Source organism: Sphingobium sp. FW305-3-2-15-F-TSA7 (genome assembly GCF_058787155.1).
In genome coordinates, this window is record NZ_JBYSZM010000009.1 from 22,193 (window position 1) to 39,571 (window position 17,379).

Sequence of the window (17,379 nt, forward strand, 5' to 3'; positions counted from 1 at the left end):
CCATATCGTTGAACAGCAAGAAGCCGGCATGACGAATTTTCGTGCGATGGTCCGCGCCTTCCTGGCCGCGGAACTCACCCCCGACCTCGCCAACGCGCCCCGTACCAGCCAGCTGATCAGTGCCGAGCCGCAGCAGCGATGGCACCGAATTCTCGCACGGCGTTGCTGGGCGGTGCCGAGCTGGCCAGTCGAATTTGGCGGTACGGGTTGGAGCGTGAACGAGCGTGCGATCTTTCGGCAGGAACTGGACGCCGCCAACGCCCCGCCCTTGAGCCCGTTCCTGGAAATGCTTGGGCCGGTCCTGTACAGGTTCGGCACGGCGGAGCAGGTCGAACGCCATCTCGCGCCGTTGCGCGACGGGGCGGTGCTTTGGTGCCAGGGATTTTCCGAACCCGGTGCCGGGTCGGACCTCGCCGCGCTCGCGACGCGGGCAGTGCGGGACGGCGCCGATTATGTCGTCAACGGGCAGAAGATTTGGACGACCAATGCGCATTGGGCCGACTGGATGTTTGCGCTGGTCCGCACGAGCAGTGAGGGGCGCCTTCAGGCCGGAATCAGCTTCCTGTTGATCGACATGCGCTCGCCCGGCATCGAGATTCGCCCGATCCACTCGATCGACGGTCTGCACCATCTCAATGAAGTGTTCCTGACCGATGTTCGGGTCCCGATCGCCAATCTGGTCGGACAAGAGGGCGAGGGCTGGGCCATCGCCAAGTTCCTGCTGGAGCATGAACGCAGCGGCAGCGTCGGTTCGCCCGCGACCCTCGGCAAGCAGATCGCGCAAGTTCGCCGGATCCTCGACACCGAACTCGACGCGAGCGATCCCGAACAGCGCGATGCGCGAAACGCGATCGATTTCGCTCTGTGCGAAGCGGAGATCAAGCTACAGGGCCTGGACGCGCTCGAGCGGCGGCAAGCGGTGCTGGCGGTGCGCGGGGCCGCACATCCCATGAATGCATCGATCATGAAGCTGCTGCTTACCGAGCTTCAGCAGCAAATCGCCGAGCTTGGCGTGCGAGCGTTGCGCGAGGATGCGTTACGTGACCAGTCCGGTCTGCTGGAGGCGGATCGCCTCGATCAGACGCAGGGGGCGGCGGACGGACCGCAGGTCATGCTCAACTATCTGTTCGGGCGGGCGTTCACCATCTTGGGCGGTTCTAGCGAAGTGCAGCGCAGCCTGATTTTCCGTGGCCGCGCTGCCTCCTTTTGGGCGCCATGAGCCATGCTGCCTAATCCCTGCAGACGCTTTGTGAGCGTAAGAACTTCCGGCGCTGGAGGCGGCAGTTGTTGCCAGGTCGGTTCGCCCTATGCGGTGAAGACCGAGGCGGACGACGCAAACGCGACCGGCGAGGGTGGCAAGGATCGCAAGGGAGGCCGATGACCATTGCCCTATACGATGCGGCGGCGGTTCATCGCCTGCTCGATTACCCCGGATGCATCGCTGCGATGCGTGACGCGATGCGCGCGCTCTCGCAAAGCGGTGACGCGCAGCCGCTGCGCCAGATCCTTCGCATTTCGGACCAGATGCTGTTCGGACTGATGCCAGGCAGTTTGCGCACGATCGACAGTTTCGGTGCGAAGCTGGTCAGCGTCGCGGGTGATCCGGCGCGGCCGGGACGATCGCGACATCGCGGTGTCGTCGCGCTGTTTTCGGGGGACCAGGGAAAGATCGAATGTGTCGCCGATGCCGAGGCGGTGACGGAAATCCGCACCGCCTGCGCCACGGCGGCGGCGACTGATGCGCTCGCCCGCGCCGACGCGGAGACGCTGGCCGTGTTCGGCACCGGCACCCAGGCCGATGCGCACGTCAGGGCGCTGGGCCAAGTGCGCAACTTTCGGCGGGTTCTGATCTGGGGCCGATCGCCGGCCGCTGCCGAGGTGCTCGCGTCGCGGCTGTCGTCCGACCTGGGGCTGTCGATCGAAGCGGAGCCGGACGGACAGCGCGCGGCGCGCGCTGCGGATGTCATTTGCACGGTCAGCGGGTCGGTCGAACCGATCCTGTTCGGCAACTGGGTGCGCGCCGGTACGCACGTCAATCTTGTCGGTTCAAGCTATCTTGGTCCGGTCGAAGTGGACAGCGCACTGGTCGTCGCGGCGCGGTATATTGCGGACTATCGCCCAGGCGCGCTCGCACAAGCTTCGGAATTGCAGGCCGCGCAGGAGGCGGGGCTGCTGTCCGACGCGCATATCGCGGGCGAGATCGGCGAGGTGTTGGCCGGCACGATCGCCGGTCGCGAACGGGCTGATCAGATCACGCTCTACAAGTCGCTCGGCCATGTCGTGCAGGATCTGGCGGCGGTGGCGTATCTGCATGGACAGAGCTTGAAGCTCGCGGGTGACGCGCGTTGAGCAACCGCAAATTTTGCAGGCAATGATGGCGAACGCATACGATCTTTCCCTAAACGCGTTCACGAACGCCGCGCAGCGCATCCGGGGACTGGCGATCCGCACGCCGCTGCTGCGGCTGCAGGTGGACAGCCAGCATCCGATCTATCTGAAGCTTGAAAGCCTGCAACCCATCGGGTCGTTCAAGATTCGGTGTGCCGCGAACGCCCTGCTGGCTCGCCGGCACGCGGTCCAAGGCCTAGTCTCGACGGCGAGCGCCGGCAATTTTGCACAGGGTCTGGCTTATGCGGGCCGCCAGCTTGGCATTGCAATCCGCACCTTCGTTCCGGAAACGGCAGCCGGCAGCAAGCTGGACGCGCTTGAGCGGCTCGGCGCGACGGTCAAGCGCATTCCGTACGCCGAATGGTGGGCGATGATGGCGCAGCCGCCGGCCGACCCATCTTTCATCCATCCCGCCGCCGCGCCCGAGGTGCTTGCCGGCAACGGCACAATCGGCCTGGAAATCCTGGAAGACTTGCCGGAGGTCGAGACGGTACTGGCCCCCTATGGCGGGGGCGGGCTTTCCGTGGGGATCGCCGCAGCGCTGCGGGCCGCCGGTTCGAGAGCGAGCACGATCGCCAGCGAGAGCGAAGCCGGTGCGCCGCTGCTTGCCGCCTTCGAAGCCGGCGAGCCAGTGCGGATCGACTTCAATGACACCACCTTCGTTACCGGCATGGGCGGCCCAGAAGTGCTACCCGTCATGTGGCCGCTCGCCTGCGACTATATGGCCGGTTCGCAACAGGTCACGTTACGGCAGGTAGCTGATGCGATCGACCTGCTGGCCCGGCGCCATCACGTCATCGTCGAGGGTGCAGGCGCTGCGCCCGTCGCTGCGGCGATCGCGACCCCCCGCGAAGGCGCGACCGTTTGCGTCCTATCGGGCGGCCATCTAGACCCCCAGCATCTGACGACGATTCTACAGGGCGGGGTGCCCTGATCGGCGGCTTGCTCACTCCTGTCTTCGAAATGACAGGTGGCTGTTCTCGCATCTGTTGTTGGCCCAGCGTCCCACCTCCTGCTTCTGCGATTGCCTAGTTCGTTCATCGCCGCACTATTGCTGCGCAGGCTGGTTTAAGTCGCTCTGGAGCGATTCTCACGAACTGAGTTGAAGGAGCGGAACGGGCTATACGGCGTGCAGGGACGGGACATTCCGTTGCCATATCGTGCGCCCATTAACGGATGTTGCAGTTGGTTTGACGGGGTGCAATTATATACGGAAAGACGTATTAAACGTAAAAATACGTTTTTCCGTATAAGTCCACCTTGCTATGGAAATGCATCAGATCATTGCTTCTTGCTTGCTGATGGCCGTTTTTGTTTTTGTTTGATCAGCGAATTTGGCTTGCGTCCCAGCCCAATCTTCTTCGCAAAAGCGCTCCTTGCCTCAGCGTAGGAGGGGGCAACCATCGGGTAATCGGCTTTGAGCCCAAATCGCTCTCTGTATTCCTCAGGGGTAAGCCCGTTGGTTGAGAGATGGCGCTTCAAGGTCCTGTAGGGCTTGCCATCCAGCATCGAGATGATGTGATCCTTGGAGGCAAGGGACTTCCTGACTGAAACGGCAGGGGTGAATTCGGGCCGAGACTCAGTGGCAGCCTCACCTGATGACGTCACACCTGTAAGGTCAACGACTGCCCCATGCATGGCTTTGAGGGCCGCTGGAACGTCATCAGCGTCTACTCTCGTATTCGGATTGCTCAGCCATGCCATGACAAGCTCAGCAGCTAATTCGACGGGGCTAAACCCCTCATCAACGTCAACGATCATGATCAGTACTCCAGAGCAGCGCGCTATGCCTGCATCCATAGAGGCCTGCTTGCAAGCTCTAGAGGGTCAAGCTGTCGTGTATGTCTGGATGGGTGAAGTCCTGGAAGAATCCTGAAGTGCTGATTCCAGCCGATTTACAGTGATCGATCTTGAATAATCACGAGCAATTGTGAAGAAAAGTAGCACCAGTGCCGAGACGTTTTGCGTCGCGCTCGTTGCCGTGCGGTCCCGTGAGCGAAACCCCGCTGCCGGGAAAATCACACAGCTCCAAGCCGACCCAACGATCGACATGCACGCTGCGATGCAAATCTATCTGGAATGGATGAGCTGATGGATACGCGCTCGCCGGGCAAGCGCTTTATCGACAGCTTCGCCGAAGAAATGGGTCGCTGGTCAGCGGACGTCTGCGCTGCGAGCGTCACGCTGATATTCGGTCTGCTGCCCGCGTGCCTCATCAGATAGCATCGGCAGCAACGTGCCGTGCAAAGGGCTCGCTAGTCGAGCAGCCCAACGCCCGCGATCTGTGCTCAGTAGGCACTGTGTTCGTATCGCAAGATACGCGAATCCGCTCAACCGCTTCACTCTTAGCCCGCGGGACCCGCTCAAATACAATAGCGATGGTTTCTTGACGATCTATCTGCAGAACCGGTCGCCGGGCCGGGACACAGAAGCGAACTGGCTTCCCACGCCCAAGGGTTTCGTTCCGATACTGCGGATGTTCCAACCGCGCGTAGCGGCGCCCTCGGTGATCGCCGGAAGCTGGCAGCCGCCTGCAATCGTGCGGCACGTCCCGTCGAAACTCCCGCCGGACGCGGCGGGCCTTCGAAAGTGAGGTGGCAGACGTCCGGCAGCGGTCCTGCAATGCCTGCTCAGCCTGGTGGCAAACTTGCGGCGCCCGCATCGCGCAGAAAGACCGTCAGGTCGTTCGCGGGCGAGACGGCGGGCACCTGATACAGCATGTCTCCCACAAAGCCGCGATGATAGGTGCCGTGATTGACGACATGCAGGAGGATTTCCTCGCGCGTCATTGCGCCCGGGGTGCCGTCGACGAACTGGAAATGGACAATTTCGCGGAGCGCCGATTGCGTTAATCCATCGGCATAGGACACATACCAGCGGTCCATTGCCTGAACCGCCTCCCACAAGTCCATCAGCTCGGGCGGATGCTCTGCATTGCGCGCGGTGTAGCCGTGAGGACGGCCCTCAAGATGGGCCCGGAAGATATCGTCCACGACATAGACATGGTTCAATGTGTGGACGATGTTCCCGAACCGCGTTGGCCGCGGGCGCGTGGCCTCGCCCTCGGGCAGCGCGATAACCGTTTGGAAGGCAATATTATTTGCCCACGCCTTGTAGCGTGTCAGCAAGCGCACGCTGGCGCTCGCGGCTCCGTCTGTTGCGCTTTGAGCGTGGTGGGGCGGGCATAAGCGAGTCATCGGGATGCGCGCGCGTCGAGCTTCGCCGCGACTTCCGCGATTGCCTCGACAATCGCCATCGGTTTGTCGATCTCGATATTGTGGCTCGATCCTTCGATTACGCGCTGGGTGCCTATGCGCGAGAGGTGGGCGGTCGCCTGGTGAAAATAGATGCCCACGGCCTGGTTCATTTCCTCGAGCCGATCGCGCCTGTCATAATCGCCATGCGTCAGGACGATGAGGGGCTTGCTGCCGAAAATCCCGGGTCTGAACAGGGCCGCATAGACGGGATCTCCTGCCGGGTCGCCATAGACGCTGTAGAGGATCTCCGACGCTTGCGCGCGCTGATAGCCCGGCATCACCTGGATGCGTTGCCGTTCGGCGGCGATCAGCGGGCCGAGTTGGGGGCGGACGGGGTCCGAACAGCGGCGATAGGTCGTCGAAGCAGGATCCATCACCGTCTCGTCGCCGAGACGCGCGCATTCGCGGTAGCGATCGAGCAGCCAGCCGAGCCAGGCCTTGTCGAGCAGTTCGCTTCTCGCAACCAGCAGCCGGTCATATCTTGCCGCGAGAAAAGCCCGCCCCCGTTCGGACTGCCGTTCCTCGGCAGGGTCGATGAGCACGAGTCCGGCGACGTCCTCGGGATAGAGCGCGGCATAGAGTTTCGCGTTGAATCCGCCGAGCGAGTGGCCGACGAGGATCAGCGGCTTCGGTAATTTCGCTGCGGCGATCAGGGCATGCATGTCCTCGACGATGGCCGCGGGCGTGCGCGGAAGCATCGCGGGATCGCTATAGCCGAGACCCGCGCGGTCATAGGCACAGGCGCGGAGATTTTCCGCGACCTTCGGCTGCACCAGTGCCCAGATCACCGACCAGTCGCTGCCCCCGGCATCGAACAGGACCGTTCGGTTGCCCGATCCCATGCAATGGAGGTTGAGTACCCGGCCGCCGATATCGACCCGGTCGTGGGGGATGACGAACTGGCGAGCCATATCGTCGGAGAGAGGCGGGGCTTCATCCGCCGCTGCCGAAACGGGTGGCAAGCCGGCAAGCATGAAAATACCGAAAGACCGCAGTGCCGTTTTCCAAAATCTGTCTCGGCTTGCTCCCATCGACTTGTGCCCTTGTCCGTTGCCGGCCCAAAGGGTCGCCGATGGTCGTTCGCTCGAACAGTGGCTTATCGGTCAATTCCAATGGCGTTTTCGCCAAATATTGGCGAATTAGCCTCTAAACTTGTCATTCTGGACACTGGTCACAGGTGGTGAGCGCCGTAAGAAGCCGGAGGAGACACGCCGATGCTGGCAACGACGATACTCGCGCTCGACGGCGCGCTCGCGTCGAGTGTGACACTCACGATCGACGTTCTCGCAATGGCAAATCGAAGCTGTGCTACCCTTGGGCGGCCGCCCGCGTTCGACGTCCGCCTTGCCGGGTCGGGGGCCGCGCTGTTCCGGCCATTTCTCGCCTTTCCCGAAGCGCGGCATGAAACGCCATCGCTGTTCATCATCCCGGCACAGGGCTTTTCGAAAGCGACGTCCTACAGGGACCGGCTTGCGGCCGCCGATGCGGAGAAGGCTCGCGAGTGGGTCCGCACGGCAGCGTGTGCCGGAGCGGAGATCGCGAGTTCCTGCACGGGAACGCTGCTGCTTGCGAATAGCGGTCTGCTCGACCAACGGCATGCAACGACAGCCTGGTGGCTCGCGCCGGACTTTCGCGAGATGTTTCCGGACGTTCTGCTCAACAGCGAAGACTTGGTGGTGACCGACGGAGCATTCACGACGGCGGGCGCTGCGATGGCGCAGATGGATCTGATGGTCGGCATCGTCGCAAGGCACGCGGGTGCCGAAATCGCCCAGGCCTGCGCGCGCACGATGGTACTCGACGAGCGGCGTTCCCAGGTCCCCTATATGGCGATCGGCCTGCTTGCCGCGGCGAATGAGAGTGTCGCTCGCGCCGCTGCGTGGGCCCGGCCGCGCCTTCATGACGAACTGACCGTGCGCGAACTCGCCGCCGCCGTGGGGCAAAGTTCGCGAACTTTTGCGCGCCGGGTCCATGGCGCGACAGGACTATCGCCGATCCAGTTCCTGCAGCAGCTCAGGGTGGAGCGGGCGGTCGAGCTTCTGGAAACCACTGCGCTGCCTTTCGAGGAAGTCGCTTTCCGCGTAGGCTATCGCGATCCCTCGACATTGCGGCTTGTCATTCGCAAGCGTCTGGGCGTGGGCCCCCGCGAGCTGCGAACGCGCGCGGGGCCCGTCAAACCCTCACCTTTCCCCGCCTGGCGTCGCGGGTGACCTTGCAGGCCGATTGGCGAATTCGGCCCGGAATTTGTCCATTGCGATGCTGGTATCCTCGCCTGGCGCCGCCATCGTGAGCGGCGAGGAGGAACTGATGAGCGAGCGATCCGGATCCCGCGATCTTGTGGGCAGCTGTCTCTGCGGCGCCGTCACCTATTCCGCCCGCGGCCGGCCCGACCGCGCCTATGCGTGCCATTGCCGCGACTGCCAGAAGCGCAGCGGTAGCGCCTTTGCGATCATGTTGCCCGTTGCGATGGCCAGCTTTCATATCGAAGGTGAAACCTTTGTCGTCGATCGGCAGGAAGCGAACGGTGTCGCCGCGAAACTGCATCTCTGCGGCCGCTGCTTTACGCGGCTCTATACGATCAATCCCATCTGGGGCGGTCTTGCCGTCCTGCGTGCGGGCACTTTGGCCGACACATTCGAGGTCCGCCCCGCCTTTCATATCTGGACGCAAAGTCGGCAGCCTTGGTTCGCGCTGCCCTCCGATGTACCGCATTTCGAAACCCAGCCGGCATCGCCCGAAGAATGGCGGGCGTTGCTCGGCTGACAGGGCAGGATAGCGGCGCGTGTAAAACGGTCCAAACGGCGCTAGCGAATGCCGATTGCGCTCGAAATGGCGAGGGCGGATGCCGGCGATGCGGACTCGGTAAAAAGAAGTGGTTTTTGACCGCAGACGCCTGCGCCGGTGTCAGGGTTGGACAACGGCTTGTCTGCGGGCTGTGGGCGAAATGACGTTTGATCGGCGCGCGATGTTGAAAACCGGCCTGGGGTTTTCCTATCTTCAGGCCGCATCCCACACGGATGCTCACATCCTCACTTGGCATGGAGATGACGATGTCCAATCACATGAACTATCTCAGGCGCGAGCATGCCCGCCTCGACGCTGAACTCGCCCGGATCGCGCGAGAGCGATGCCCGGACGAAATCCTGGTCGCGCGGCTCAAGAAGTTGAAGCTGGCAGTAAAGGACCAGATGTCCGCGTATCGCGACATCGGCGGCAGCCGGGCCGCCTGATGGCAGCGGCGAAGCCAGTACGGCTTCGCCGCTTTCTGCCACACCATATCTTGAATCAATCGGTCGGACGTCCATCTGGGCGCCGATCAACAGGGGAGATCATTGGACCCGCCCATGACGACGACCGTCACCAACGCACCCGACGCCGCCGCGTCCGAACCCCGGTCCTTCGAGGCCGACGTCGCGAAATTGCTGCACCTGATGGTGCACTCGGTCTATTCGGACAAGGACGTCTTCCTGCGCGAGCTCGTCTCGAACGCCGCCGACGCGGCGGAGAAGCTGCGCTACGAAGGATTGAGCGACCCGGCGTTGCTCGGCGACGACGGCCAGCCACGCATCACCGTCACTCTCGATCCGGAGCAGCGCCGGCTGACCATCGAGGACAACGGTATCGGCATGAGCGAGGCAGAACTCGGCGAGGCGCTGGGCACGATCGCACGCTCGGGAACCAAGGCGTTCATGGAGCGGGTCGCCGGTTCCAAGGATGCCGAGGGCAGCCAGCTCATCGGCCAGTTCGGCGTGGGCTTCTATTCGGCCTTCATGGTCGCCGATCGGGTCGAGGTCACCTCGCGCCGCGCGGGAGCAGACAGTGCCGCGACCTGGTCGTCCGACGGCCTTGGCACCTATACGATCCAGCCCGCCGACCTCGCCGACGCGCCGGCGCGGGGCACCCGCGTCGTGCTCCAACTAAAGGAGGATGCCGTCGGCTACACCGATCGCTTCACCGTGGAGCGCACGATCAAGGCGCAGTCGGGCCATGTGCCGGTGCCGATCCTGTTGAGAGAGAAGCCGGACGCCGAGCCCCAGCAGGTCGCCGACGGCGCCGCGCTCTGGACCAAGCCGAAGTCCGAGATCAGCGCGGAGGATTACAGGGATTTCTATCGCACCGCGGCCGGCCAGTTCGACGAGCCCGCTCTGACCCTCCATTACCGCGCCGAAGGCCGGCACGAATATACCGTCCTCGCGTTCATTCCGGGCATGAAGCCGTTCAACCTGTTCGACCCCGATCGAGCCGGGCGGATGAAGCTCTATGTCCGCCGGGTATTCATTACCGACGAAGCGCAACTCCTGCCGCGCTATCTCCGCTTCGTGCGCGGACTGGTCGATTCCAGCGACCTGCCGCTCAATGTCTCGCGGGAGATGATTCAGGAGAGTCCGACGCTCGCGGCGATTCAGAAAGGCGTGGCGAACCGGGTGCTGGGCGAGCTTGAGAAGCTCTCAACGAGCGATGCCGATGCGTATCTGAAGATCTGGGACAATTTCGGCGCCGTGCTGAAGGAAGGCCTTTACGAGGATCCCGGCCGGCGCGAGGCGCTGCTCGGCCTTGCGCGCTTCCGCAGTTCCGCAGTTCCGGGCGAGTGGCGCTCGCTCAAGGATTATGCGGCTGGGCTCAAGGAAAACCAGACCGCAATCTATTATGCCACCGGCCCCGATCTGGACCGGCTGGCATCCTCGCCGCAGCTGGAGGGGTTCCGGGCCCGGGGCATAGAGGTGCTGTTGCTGACGGACCAGGTCGATAGTTTCTGGGCCGGGGCCGGAGCCGAATATGAAGGCAAGCCGTTCAGGTCGGTCATGCAGGGCCAGGCCGATCTGCAACTGATCCCCCTGGCCGAGGGGGAGAAAGCGCCAGCGGCCGCCTCCGAGACTCTGGAGGCCACCATTGCCTATCTCAAGAGCGTGCTCGGCGACGCGGTCTCCGATGTGCGTGCATCCCAGCGGTTGACCGAAAGCCCGGTCTGCCTGGTCGCATCCGACAATGCGATGGACCGCCAGCTCGAAAAGCTGCTGGCGAGTGCGGGACAACTCGGCACTGTCTCCAAGCCGGTCCTCGAGATCAATCCGCGGCACCCGCTGATCGTGCGGCTGGGCGAGGGTGGGGATGAGCGGGCCGCGCTGCGCGAGGATGTCGCCCACCTGTTGCTCGATGAGGCGCGCATCGCGGATGGAGAGCTGCCCGCCGATCCGCGCGCCTTTTCCGCGCGGCTGGCGCGCATATTGGAACGCGGGCTGGACTGAGGAATGGTCCGGCCTGTCCGGTCGGGGAGGGATGAATGATGCGGAATGCGGCATTTGCACTGGCGGCATTGCTCGGCGCTACCACGCTAGTGCCCGCCTGCGAGAGACTGGGCGGCAGCAACGAAGCGCAGAACGGCGTTGCGCTAGCCGCCTCCGGCGAGCCTGTACCGCTCGACCGCCTGAGCGTGGCGCCGTTGGTCCGCCGGGTCTCGCCTGCGGTGGTCAATATCGCGGTCGCCCATCCATCGCCCTATGCGCAGAACCCGTTGCTGCGCGATCCATATTTCCGCCGCTTCATGGGGGTGCCGGACAATGCGGTTCAGCCACGGCTCTCCGCCGGATCGGGCGTGATCGTCGATGCCGCGCGTGGGCTGGTCCTCACCAACAATCATGTGGTCGGCGAAGGATTGGCGATCATCGTGGTCCTGCAGGACAAGCGTCAGTTCAAGGCGGAGTTGGTGGGGGTCAGTCCCGGAGCGGACCTGGCGGTGCTGCGCATTCCGCCCGAGCGACTGACCGCGGCGCCGCTGGCAACCGCCGACAATGCCCAGGTCGGCGATTATGTTGTCGCGATCGGCAACCCTTTCGGCCTTGGCCAGACGGTGACCGCAGGTATCGTCAGCGCCTTGGGGCGCGGACTGACTCCGGAAAGCGGCATGGGCCTGATCCAGACCGACGCGCCGATCAATCCCGGCAACTCGGGCGGGCCGCTGATCAACATGCGTGGTGAGGTGATCGGGATCAACACCGCGATCCTGGCACCGGGCGGAGAAGGCAATGTCGGCATCGGTTTTGCGGTCCCCGCCAGCGTGGTGCGCGCCGTACTGGCGCAAGCCGATCGCGCGATCTGAGCCGATCATGCGATTGACAAATCCAAGACCGATGGCAGGAGCTGCGCTGGACTGGCAGCCCTGATCGCACCGACCGGTAAAACATGGCTTTAGGGGCAATGGGGACCGCTCGCGCCCTATTTTGCTGGACAAGCCTCTCCTGAGCGAAGTTCGAAACGGTTGAAGCGCAGCTGCCTCAGCGCCTCTCTCTGCCTGTTGAATATGCGCATTTTCTTTTCAGATAATTGGCGCTGCGACCCAGGTCATCGCATCTTCAACTGCCGGCTTCGATATTGATGGGGGGCGCCAGCGGGTTGACGTCCTTCGCCTTGGGATCGCCTTTTTCGATCCGCTGTGTGGCATTGGTGGATGCGGTTCCGGAGGCGTCCCGATCCTCGTGATTGTCCTTGGCGGTTTTGGAAGCACTCTTTTCGGGCTCAGTTGCGCTGCGATCATTCATATCGGTCTCCATTGGTGCGCTGCCGGCCGGAGCGCCGGCAGCAACGCAATCATCGAGCCCCACCGTATCGGGCCGGAATCGCTCATGGCGGGGAAGCGTGTCATCAGCGTCGAACCAGCTGATGCGGCTGCGTGTCCAGATATGAAAACCTGGTGCTACGAGCCCGGGATCATCGAGCGTTGCGATCGCAAAATCGAGAGTTTCGGGCTGATGCTCGACGAGCATCGCGATCGGACTGCCGCAGTCGTGGCAGAACCAGCGCTCGCCAAAATTTGAGGAGGCCCGGTGCCTGGGCTCGCCGCGGAGCATGACGAAATCGCCGCGCGGGACGGTCGCGAAGGCCATGACGGGACTGCCGCTCGTGAGCTGGCAGATTCGGCAATGGCAATAGCCCGCGTCCGATGGCGGCGAAGCCAGGCGATAGCGGATCGCACCACAGGCACAGCCGCCTTCGAGGCCGGTCGCCGTTTCGGAGGGCTGCCGTGTCAGCGCACCGACCCGCGCCGGACCAGATTGACGATGCCGAGCAGCACCACCGCGCCGACGAAGGACGCGATCAGCGAACGCGCATCGAAACCGGCATTATTGATCGACCCGCCGCTAATGACGAGGCCGGCCAGGAATGCGCCGGCGATACCCACGACGATGTTGAGAAAAATGCCCTGCTGAGCGTCGGTCCGCATGACGATGCTCGCGAGCCAGCCAAGCACGCCGCCGACGGCAAGCCAGATGATCAGATTCATGAGATCCTCCCGGTATTTGTGGGTTATGCGATGGTCATGATACCGATGGCCGAGGTCATTGGTTCCATCCATGAGGCGACGATCGCCGTTCAGAGGAAATCGCGGCTGCGGATCCGTATGCCCCTTGCACCAGCTGCACATTGATCCACCTGGGGTCGGGGTATGCGGAGGCTGGGAGAAAGCTCTCCACCTCTTGCTGCAAACGGGTTCAAAAAGTCGCTATACCGTTGATCTGGATCAATGATTTCGGTGCTGCGCCGAGCTAGATGATTTGCGCCCATAGCCGGGGGGGAACCGGAAATGGAGACGCACCATGACAGAAGATGATGTGAGATATTTCCAGCGGCGGGCGCAGGAAGAGCGCCAGCGCGCCCAGGAGGCGGCAGACAAATGCGCCAAGCAGGCGCATCTTCGCATCGCCAACGAATATGAGCGGATCGCCCGCGAGGGAAATCCTGTCGAGCTGCGGGTGGTGGCGTAATGACAGATGTGACGCCGATCCGTGAAACTCGCGATGTGCTGATTATGCGTGCCAAGGAAGCGATGCGTCGTGCGGAAGCTGAACCATTGCCGCAGCGCGCCCGCGTCCATGTCCAGGCCGCCGAGACGTGGTTGAGGCTGGCTGCACGAAGGCCGAAAGGCGAGACTGCCAGAGCGTAAGCGGCCACCTCGAATGCGGCGCCGAATGTGCGCCGGAAACTTCCGGCCTCCTTGAGCGTATCGCCTGCCTCCCTCGATCTGTTTGCGCATACAGATCGAACTTGGCCCCGGATTGTCACGCGATCCGGGGCCTTTTTCGACACTGCAGGTAAAAGCGCCCAATCTTCGGGATCGGCGTCATTGCTGGCGACGCTCACCGACGATCCGCCGCAATGCTGCTGGTCTCGGAGGAGTGGTCGGCGGCGGCCGTACGATGAGCACTGGCCTCTTTTGACTGTCGGAATTCATGGCGGCCCTCGCGCGACCTCGCCAGACCTATGCTCATAAATAATTGTACATGTTGGATTTTACGTGCAAGTTCTCCTTTTGTTCTCGATCAAGAGGACAAGGAGAATATCATGTCCGCTGAAGGTGAAATCATCGTCATCGCCAATCTTGGCTGGGTCGCAGCCGGAAATGTTGACTCGCCCTCGGGCGCCGTCGGCACACAAACCCAGGTCACGCAAATCGCAGCCGCCTTCAACTCGCAGACTTCGGTGACGCAGGATGCCGATGTGACCGATCCGGAGATCGTGGTCATTGGGCAGCGCCTGAAGGACATCATGACCCAGGCCTATGTGAACATGGCACTCAGTTCGTCCTCCTCGACGAACCTTCCATGCATCGGCCTGACGAGCCATGGCGAGATTGCCGGTATCCTCTGGAACATGTGCTTCAACGCGACCAATGCCGATTTCGGACCCGGACGAGCGGGCGAAAACCTTATCAGTCCCGTCAATTCGACAGTCGTGGTCAATGTGAACGCGGCGTCCCTCAAGGGGTATGACGCCTTGAGCGGTGGCCTGGCCTATCTCGTCGCTCATGAGGTGGCTCACGCCCTCGTCTCGATGCAGGCCTATGACAAACTCATGTGGGAGAATTACATCGCCGGTCCCGGCGCAGGTCTTCCGCCGGCACAGCAGCGGGCCGAATATCCGAACAGCGTGCAGTTCACGCAGAATGAAGCCCGCGCCAATACCGTTGCGAACGCACTGGTTGCAATGTGGCTCCTGCCGCCCCTGTCGGTCGATCCGCTTCACGGTTATCAACCTTGTTCCCTGATATGATCGGGCACCCCGGGCCCCAAAAATGTGTGCCGGGGGTGTTTGAAAAACATGAGCGGTCGGGAGCGGTGGCATGAATCGGAGGCATTTCGCGGCCTGCGTCGCGGCGGTGGCAGGCGGTTCATCTGCCAATGCGGCTCCACCCCCGCCGCCGTCACCGACGGTCGTGCGGATCTCGCATCAACTGGCGGAAGCCTATGACCGGAGAGATGTGGGAAAATACCTGTCCTTGTTGTCACCCGAACTCGTCGTCTCGGTTGACGGCAAGATTGTTGCCTCAGGCAAGAGGGCATATTCCAGGCGCGTTGCTGAGGAATTTCCACGGCAGGTCGTGAGCTACATTGCTGACTCTGTCAGTTTCAACGTGATATTGCGGGCCGAAGCAGTCGATACGAGGGGATTGGGGTCAAGTAGCGGCAAGCCCCAGGACTGCTGCAAATGGGCGCGCATGGCCGCTTACAAAATTGGTAAGGACAATCTGATCCATTCCATTGAATTCGTGTCCGGCCAATCGGATTGGAAAGTAAAGCAAGGGCGATAGTAAACTCCTTTTCGCTGGCCGCGCGAGCCGCGTCGCGGACGCGCGATGTTCGAGAAACTGAAGGACGCCTATGTGAAGGCGCGCTACTCGAAACATTATCGCATCGCCGGGAGGAGCGTGCTCTGGCTTGGCGAGCGGGTCGAGGCGCTTGGGCAGATCGTACATACCATTTGCAGTGAACGGATCGCCGAGCTCGAAAAGGCGGCATCTTGAACATGTGTCTGCGTCGGCTGACCAATTGCGCGCATGTCAGCCTCTTACGTCCGGTGGCCCTGCATCGAAAAAGCTCAGCGCATAGGCGCGTTCGATCTGCTCGATCTCGTCGGCCTCGAGTGCCGCGAATTCGCGTGCGTGCGCGCGCTGCGAGAGCCGTCCGTCATTTTGCGCGAGAAAAGCACGAAGGAGCTCGACCTGGGCATTGGGCATGTCGATGATCTGCTGGACGCGCTCGTTGAACGCATCGAAAGCGACGAGGAACCGGATTTCGCCAGGCATGATCCGCTCGACGGTCTGCTCCACACAGGCATAGAGAAATTCGGTATGCGCGGTCGCATCGAAGAAGCGGTAGAAATCCGCGGTGTCGTTGAGCACCTCGACATTGCCCGCCGGTGTCGGCCGCCATTCGATCAGCGGCAGCAAGGGGGCTGAATAGGTTTCGAGCACGAGCCGGTAAGCATCCATCATCTGGTGGATGGCGACGCTGATTGGAAAGATCACTCCGGGCGGATTGAAGCGGGCGAGTGCGAGGGCATGATGGAACAGCCAGCGGTGCAGGCGTCCGTTCCCGTCGATATAGGGGTGGATATAGACGAAGCCGAACGCAATCGCCGCCGCGGCGGCGACAGGGTTCATGCCGCCGTCGATCGCGCGTGCGGTATAGGCGATCAGGCCGTCGAGCAGTGAGCGCAGATCCTCGGGCCGGGCACTGATATGATCGGGTACCGGCATGTTGGTGTCACGGTCATGCACGCCGACAAAGCCGCCTTCGTCGCGCAGTCCCAAGCGCACGAAACGGGCATCGCCGATGACCAGACGCTGTAGCCTGTCCAACTCCTCGATGGACAGCGGGCGTGTACCGGCCTGTGCGATCGCCTGTCCCCAGCGCGATGCGCGGGTGCCAGAAGGGCGTTCACCTTCGATCGCGAAGGAAGACTTGGAATCGTTCAAAAGGAGAAACGCGGCGGCTCGCGCCATGAGATCGGGGCGGACATGTCCGACAGCGGCGCGCGCTTCTTCTTCGAATGCCCGCTCACGATATGCGTCGATCGCGGCGGTGCGACGAACCATCGGGCAGAACAGGGGGGTGCCGGGCAGGTTGTCGGCGACCCTGTGCCGGGCCGATACCGTGCCAGTGGCGAGCGTGAGTTGGAGCATGGGATCCACAGCAAGGACAGCGCGGACCGTGCCGGCATCAGGTAGGTCGAGTCGTTGTCCGCCCAGCCATTCATAGAGAAACCAGATGCGCCGCGCATAGGCTCCGGTGGGGGTTGCGCGCACGATGTCGGAGATCGTTGCCGGCGCGGCCGTCCTGAACAAGGGGGCCAGGATCGACAGGTCGACGCCTTCGTAACGCAGCGCGAATGTGAGCTGTGCCGCCAGGCTCTGTTCGGGCGCGTGCCGCGGCGTCAACATATGCCATTCGTCATTCGAGACCGGATGATGGCGCCCGGCGATCGCGGCGAGACGCGCGGGAAGTGGTACGGCAAGATCGTAGCGGTGGATCAGCGCGGCATAGCCGGCAGGGATTCCGGGCTCGGGAAGCGGACGGGTGTGAAACTCGGTCAGCGGCTGTGAAATCCAGTCAAGCATGCCGATTCCTGTGAAAAGCTGTAAGGCGACCTTTGGCTGCTGTGTGAAAACAGGTCAGGTTTCGCGAATTATTATCACGGAATATGATTTTTGTGAAATTTTGTCTGCGGACGGGGTTGTTTCCAGGCATCGTGCGCTATGCGGACCGCCTGACAGCTCTTGAAGAAGCCTGCGCTATCGCCCCCGGCGCTTGTGCTCCCTCGATCTCGGTCAACTATCGCAGACCGTCCATCGGACTAGGCAGCATCCATCCGCTCATTCGCGCAAACGCAACTTCCATGAGTTTCATGAATCGGCGGGGATGGTCAAAGCTGATTCGAGAGCGACTCGCGCCACATCGCG

Annotated in this window: 19 protein-coding genes and 1 pseudogene; 14 read left to right on the forward strand and 6 right to left on the reverse strand. The window is 62.5% G+C overall.

Features of this window, described 5'->3' with window-relative positions:
* Positions 1–28: 28 nt before the first annotated feature.
* The 3 genes from AC3WN8_RS08710 to AC3WN8_RS08720 all read left to right on the forward strand — a co-directional run bounded on the left by AC3WN8_RS08710 (position 29) and on the right by AC3WN8_RS08720 (position 3,322).
* Entirely contained in the window at positions 29–1,219 is a 1,191-nt protein-coding gene (locus tag AC3WN8_RS08710; RefSeq protein WP_492669015.1) for an acyl-CoA dehydrogenase family protein, read from the forward strand.
* 158 nt (positions 1,220–1,377) lie between these two features.
* Positions 1,378–2,349, forward strand: coding sequence for an ornithine cyclodeaminase family protein (locus AC3WN8_RS08715; protein WP_492669016.1), 972 nt, complete (start codon positions 1,378–1,380; stop codon positions 2,347–2,349).
* Positions 2,336–3,322 (forward strand): threonine ammonia-lyase, encoded by a 987-nt coding sequence (locus AC3WN8_RS08720; RefSeq protein WP_492669017.1) that lies wholly within the window; start codon positions 2,336–2,338, stop codon positions 3,320–3,322. The genes AC3WN8_RS08715 and AC3WN8_RS08720 overlap by 14 nt, the downstream gene beginning before the upstream one ends.
* A gap of 347 nt (positions 3,323–3,669) precedes the next feature.
* Here the strand turns inward: AC3WN8_RS08720 and AC3WN8_RS08725 are convergent, their stop codons facing one another.
* Positions 3,670–4,149, reverse strand: coding sequence for a Ros/MucR family transcriptional regulator (locus AC3WN8_RS08725; RefSeq protein ID WP_492669018.1), 480 nt, complete (start codon positions 4,147–4,149; stop codon positions 3,670–3,672).
* Positions 4,150–4,479: 330 nt separating this feature from the next.
* Between AC3WN8_RS08725 and AC3WN8_RS08730 the strand changes: the two genes are divergently transcribed.
* Both AC3WN8_RS08730 and AC3WN8_RS08735 read left to right on the forward strand, forming a co-directional pair.
* Positions 4,480–4,611, forward strand: coding sequence for a hypothetical protein (locus tag AC3WN8_RS08730; protein ID WP_492669019.1), 132 nt, complete (start codon positions 4,480–4,482; stop codon positions 4,609–4,611).
* A 61-nt stretch (positions 4,612–4,672) separates the two neighbouring features.
* A complete protein-coding gene (locus AC3WN8_RS08735; RefSeq protein WP_492669020.1) occupies positions 4,673–4,981 on the forward strand; it encodes a DUF1214 domain-containing protein in 309 nt (102 codons plus the stop codon).
* A gap of 37 nt (positions 4,982–5,018) precedes the next feature.
* Here AC3WN8_RS08735 and AC3WN8_RS08740 read toward each other — a convergent pair whose 3' ends face one another.
* Positions 5,019–5,522, reverse strand: coding sequence for a DinB family protein (locus AC3WN8_RS08740; protein WP_492669021.1), 504 nt, complete (start codon positions 5,520–5,522; stop codon positions 5,019–5,021).
* Positions 5,523–5,581: 59 nt separating this feature from the next.
* On the reverse strand, positions 5,582–6,619 hold the full coding sequence (locus tag AC3WN8_RS08745; protein ID WP_492669022.1) for an alpha/beta hydrolase: 1,038 nt from the start codon (positions 6,617–6,619) through the stop codon (positions 5,582–5,584).
* Between the two features lie 240 nt (positions 6,620–6,859).
* Here AC3WN8_RS08745 and AC3WN8_RS08750 point away from each other — a divergent pair, with 240 nt between their 5' ends.
* The 5 genes from AC3WN8_RS08750 (at position 6,860) to AC3WN8_RS08770 (ending at position 11,742) form a co-directional block, all read left to right on the forward strand.
* Entirely contained in the window at positions 6,860–7,855 is a 996-nt protein-coding gene (locus tag AC3WN8_RS08750; protein WP_492669023.1) for a GlxA family transcriptional regulator, read from the forward strand.
* Between the two features lie 97 nt (positions 7,856–7,952).
* On the forward strand, positions 7,953–8,408 hold the full coding sequence (locus tag AC3WN8_RS08755) for a GFA family protein (RefSeq protein WP_492669024.1): 456 nt from the start codon (positions 7,953–7,955) through the stop codon (positions 8,406–8,408).
* A gap of 287 nt (positions 8,409–8,695) precedes the next feature.
* Positions 8,696–8,875 carry a YdcH family protein gene (locus AC3WN8_RS08760; protein WP_492669025.1) on the forward strand — a complete coding sequence of 60 codons (180 nt, stop codon included), beginning with the start codon at positions 8,696–8,698 and terminating at the stop codon, positions 8,873–8,875.
* Between the two features lie 114 nt (positions 8,876–8,989).
* Positions 8,990–10,891: a molecular chaperone HtpG gene (htpG, locus tag AC3WN8_RS08765; protein WP_492669026.1), complete on the forward strand. Its 1,902-nt coding sequence runs from the start codon at positions 8,990–8,992 to the stop codon at positions 10,889–10,891.
* Positions 10,892–10,926: 35 nt separating this feature from the next.
* Positions 10,927–11,742: a trypsin-like peptidase domain-containing protein gene (locus tag AC3WN8_RS08770; RefSeq protein WP_492669027.1), complete on the forward strand. Its 816-nt coding sequence runs from the start codon at positions 10,927–10,929 to the stop codon at positions 11,740–11,742.
* Between the two features lie 253 nt (positions 11,743–11,995).
* On the opposite strand, the gene AC3WN8_RS08775 is transcribed toward AC3WN8_RS08770, so the two are convergent.
* Complete coding sequence (locus AC3WN8_RS08775) at positions 11,996–12,670, reverse strand: GFA family protein (protein ID WP_492669170.1); 675 nt, start codon at positions 12,668–12,670, stop codon at positions 11,996–11,998.
* On the reverse strand, positions 12,667–12,924 hold the full coding sequence (locus tag AC3WN8_RS08780) for a GlsB/YeaQ/YmgE family stress response membrane protein (protein ID WP_492669028.1): 258 nt from the start codon (positions 12,922–12,924) through the stop codon (positions 12,667–12,669). Before AC3WN8_RS08780 ends, AC3WN8_RS08775 begins: the two co-directional genes overlap by 4 nt.
* Positions 12,925–13,237: 313 nt before the next feature.
* Between AC3WN8_RS08780 and AC3WN8_RS08785 the strand changes: the two genes are divergently transcribed.
* The 4 genes and pseudogenes from AC3WN8_RS08785 to AC3WN8_RS08800 form a co-directional block, all read left to right on the forward strand.
* Entirely contained in the window at positions 13,238–13,405 is a 168-nt protein-coding gene (locus AC3WN8_RS08785; RefSeq protein WP_492667625.1) for a hypothetical protein, read from the forward strand.
* Between the two features lie 577 nt (positions 13,406–13,982).
* Positions 13,983–14,690, forward strand: a complete 708-nt coding sequence (locus AC3WN8_RS08790) for a hypothetical protein (RefSeq protein WP_492669029.1) — start codon at positions 13,983–13,985, stop codon at positions 14,688–14,690.
* A gap of 70 nt (positions 14,691–14,760) precedes the next feature.
* The gene (locus tag AC3WN8_RS08795) at positions 14,761–15,228 is read left to right on the forward strand and encodes a hypothetical protein (protein WP_492669030.1); all 468 of its coding nucleotides are present in this window, start codon (positions 14,761–14,763) and stop codon (positions 15,226–15,228) included.
* A gap of 15 nt (positions 15,229–15,243) precedes the next feature.
* A pseudogene (locus tag AC3WN8_RS08800) lies at positions 15,244–15,441 on the forward strand (nucleotidyltransferase); the annotation flags it as partial.
* Positions 15,442–15,477: 36 nt separating this feature from the next.
* On the opposite strand, the gene AC3WN8_RS08805 reads toward AC3WN8_RS08800, so the two are convergent.
* On the reverse strand, positions 15,478–17,037 hold the full coding sequence (locus AC3WN8_RS08805) for a Fic family protein (protein ID WP_492669031.1): 1,560 nt from the start codon (positions 17,035–17,037) through the stop codon (positions 15,478–15,480).
* Positions 17,038–17,379 lie beyond the last annotated feature (342 nt).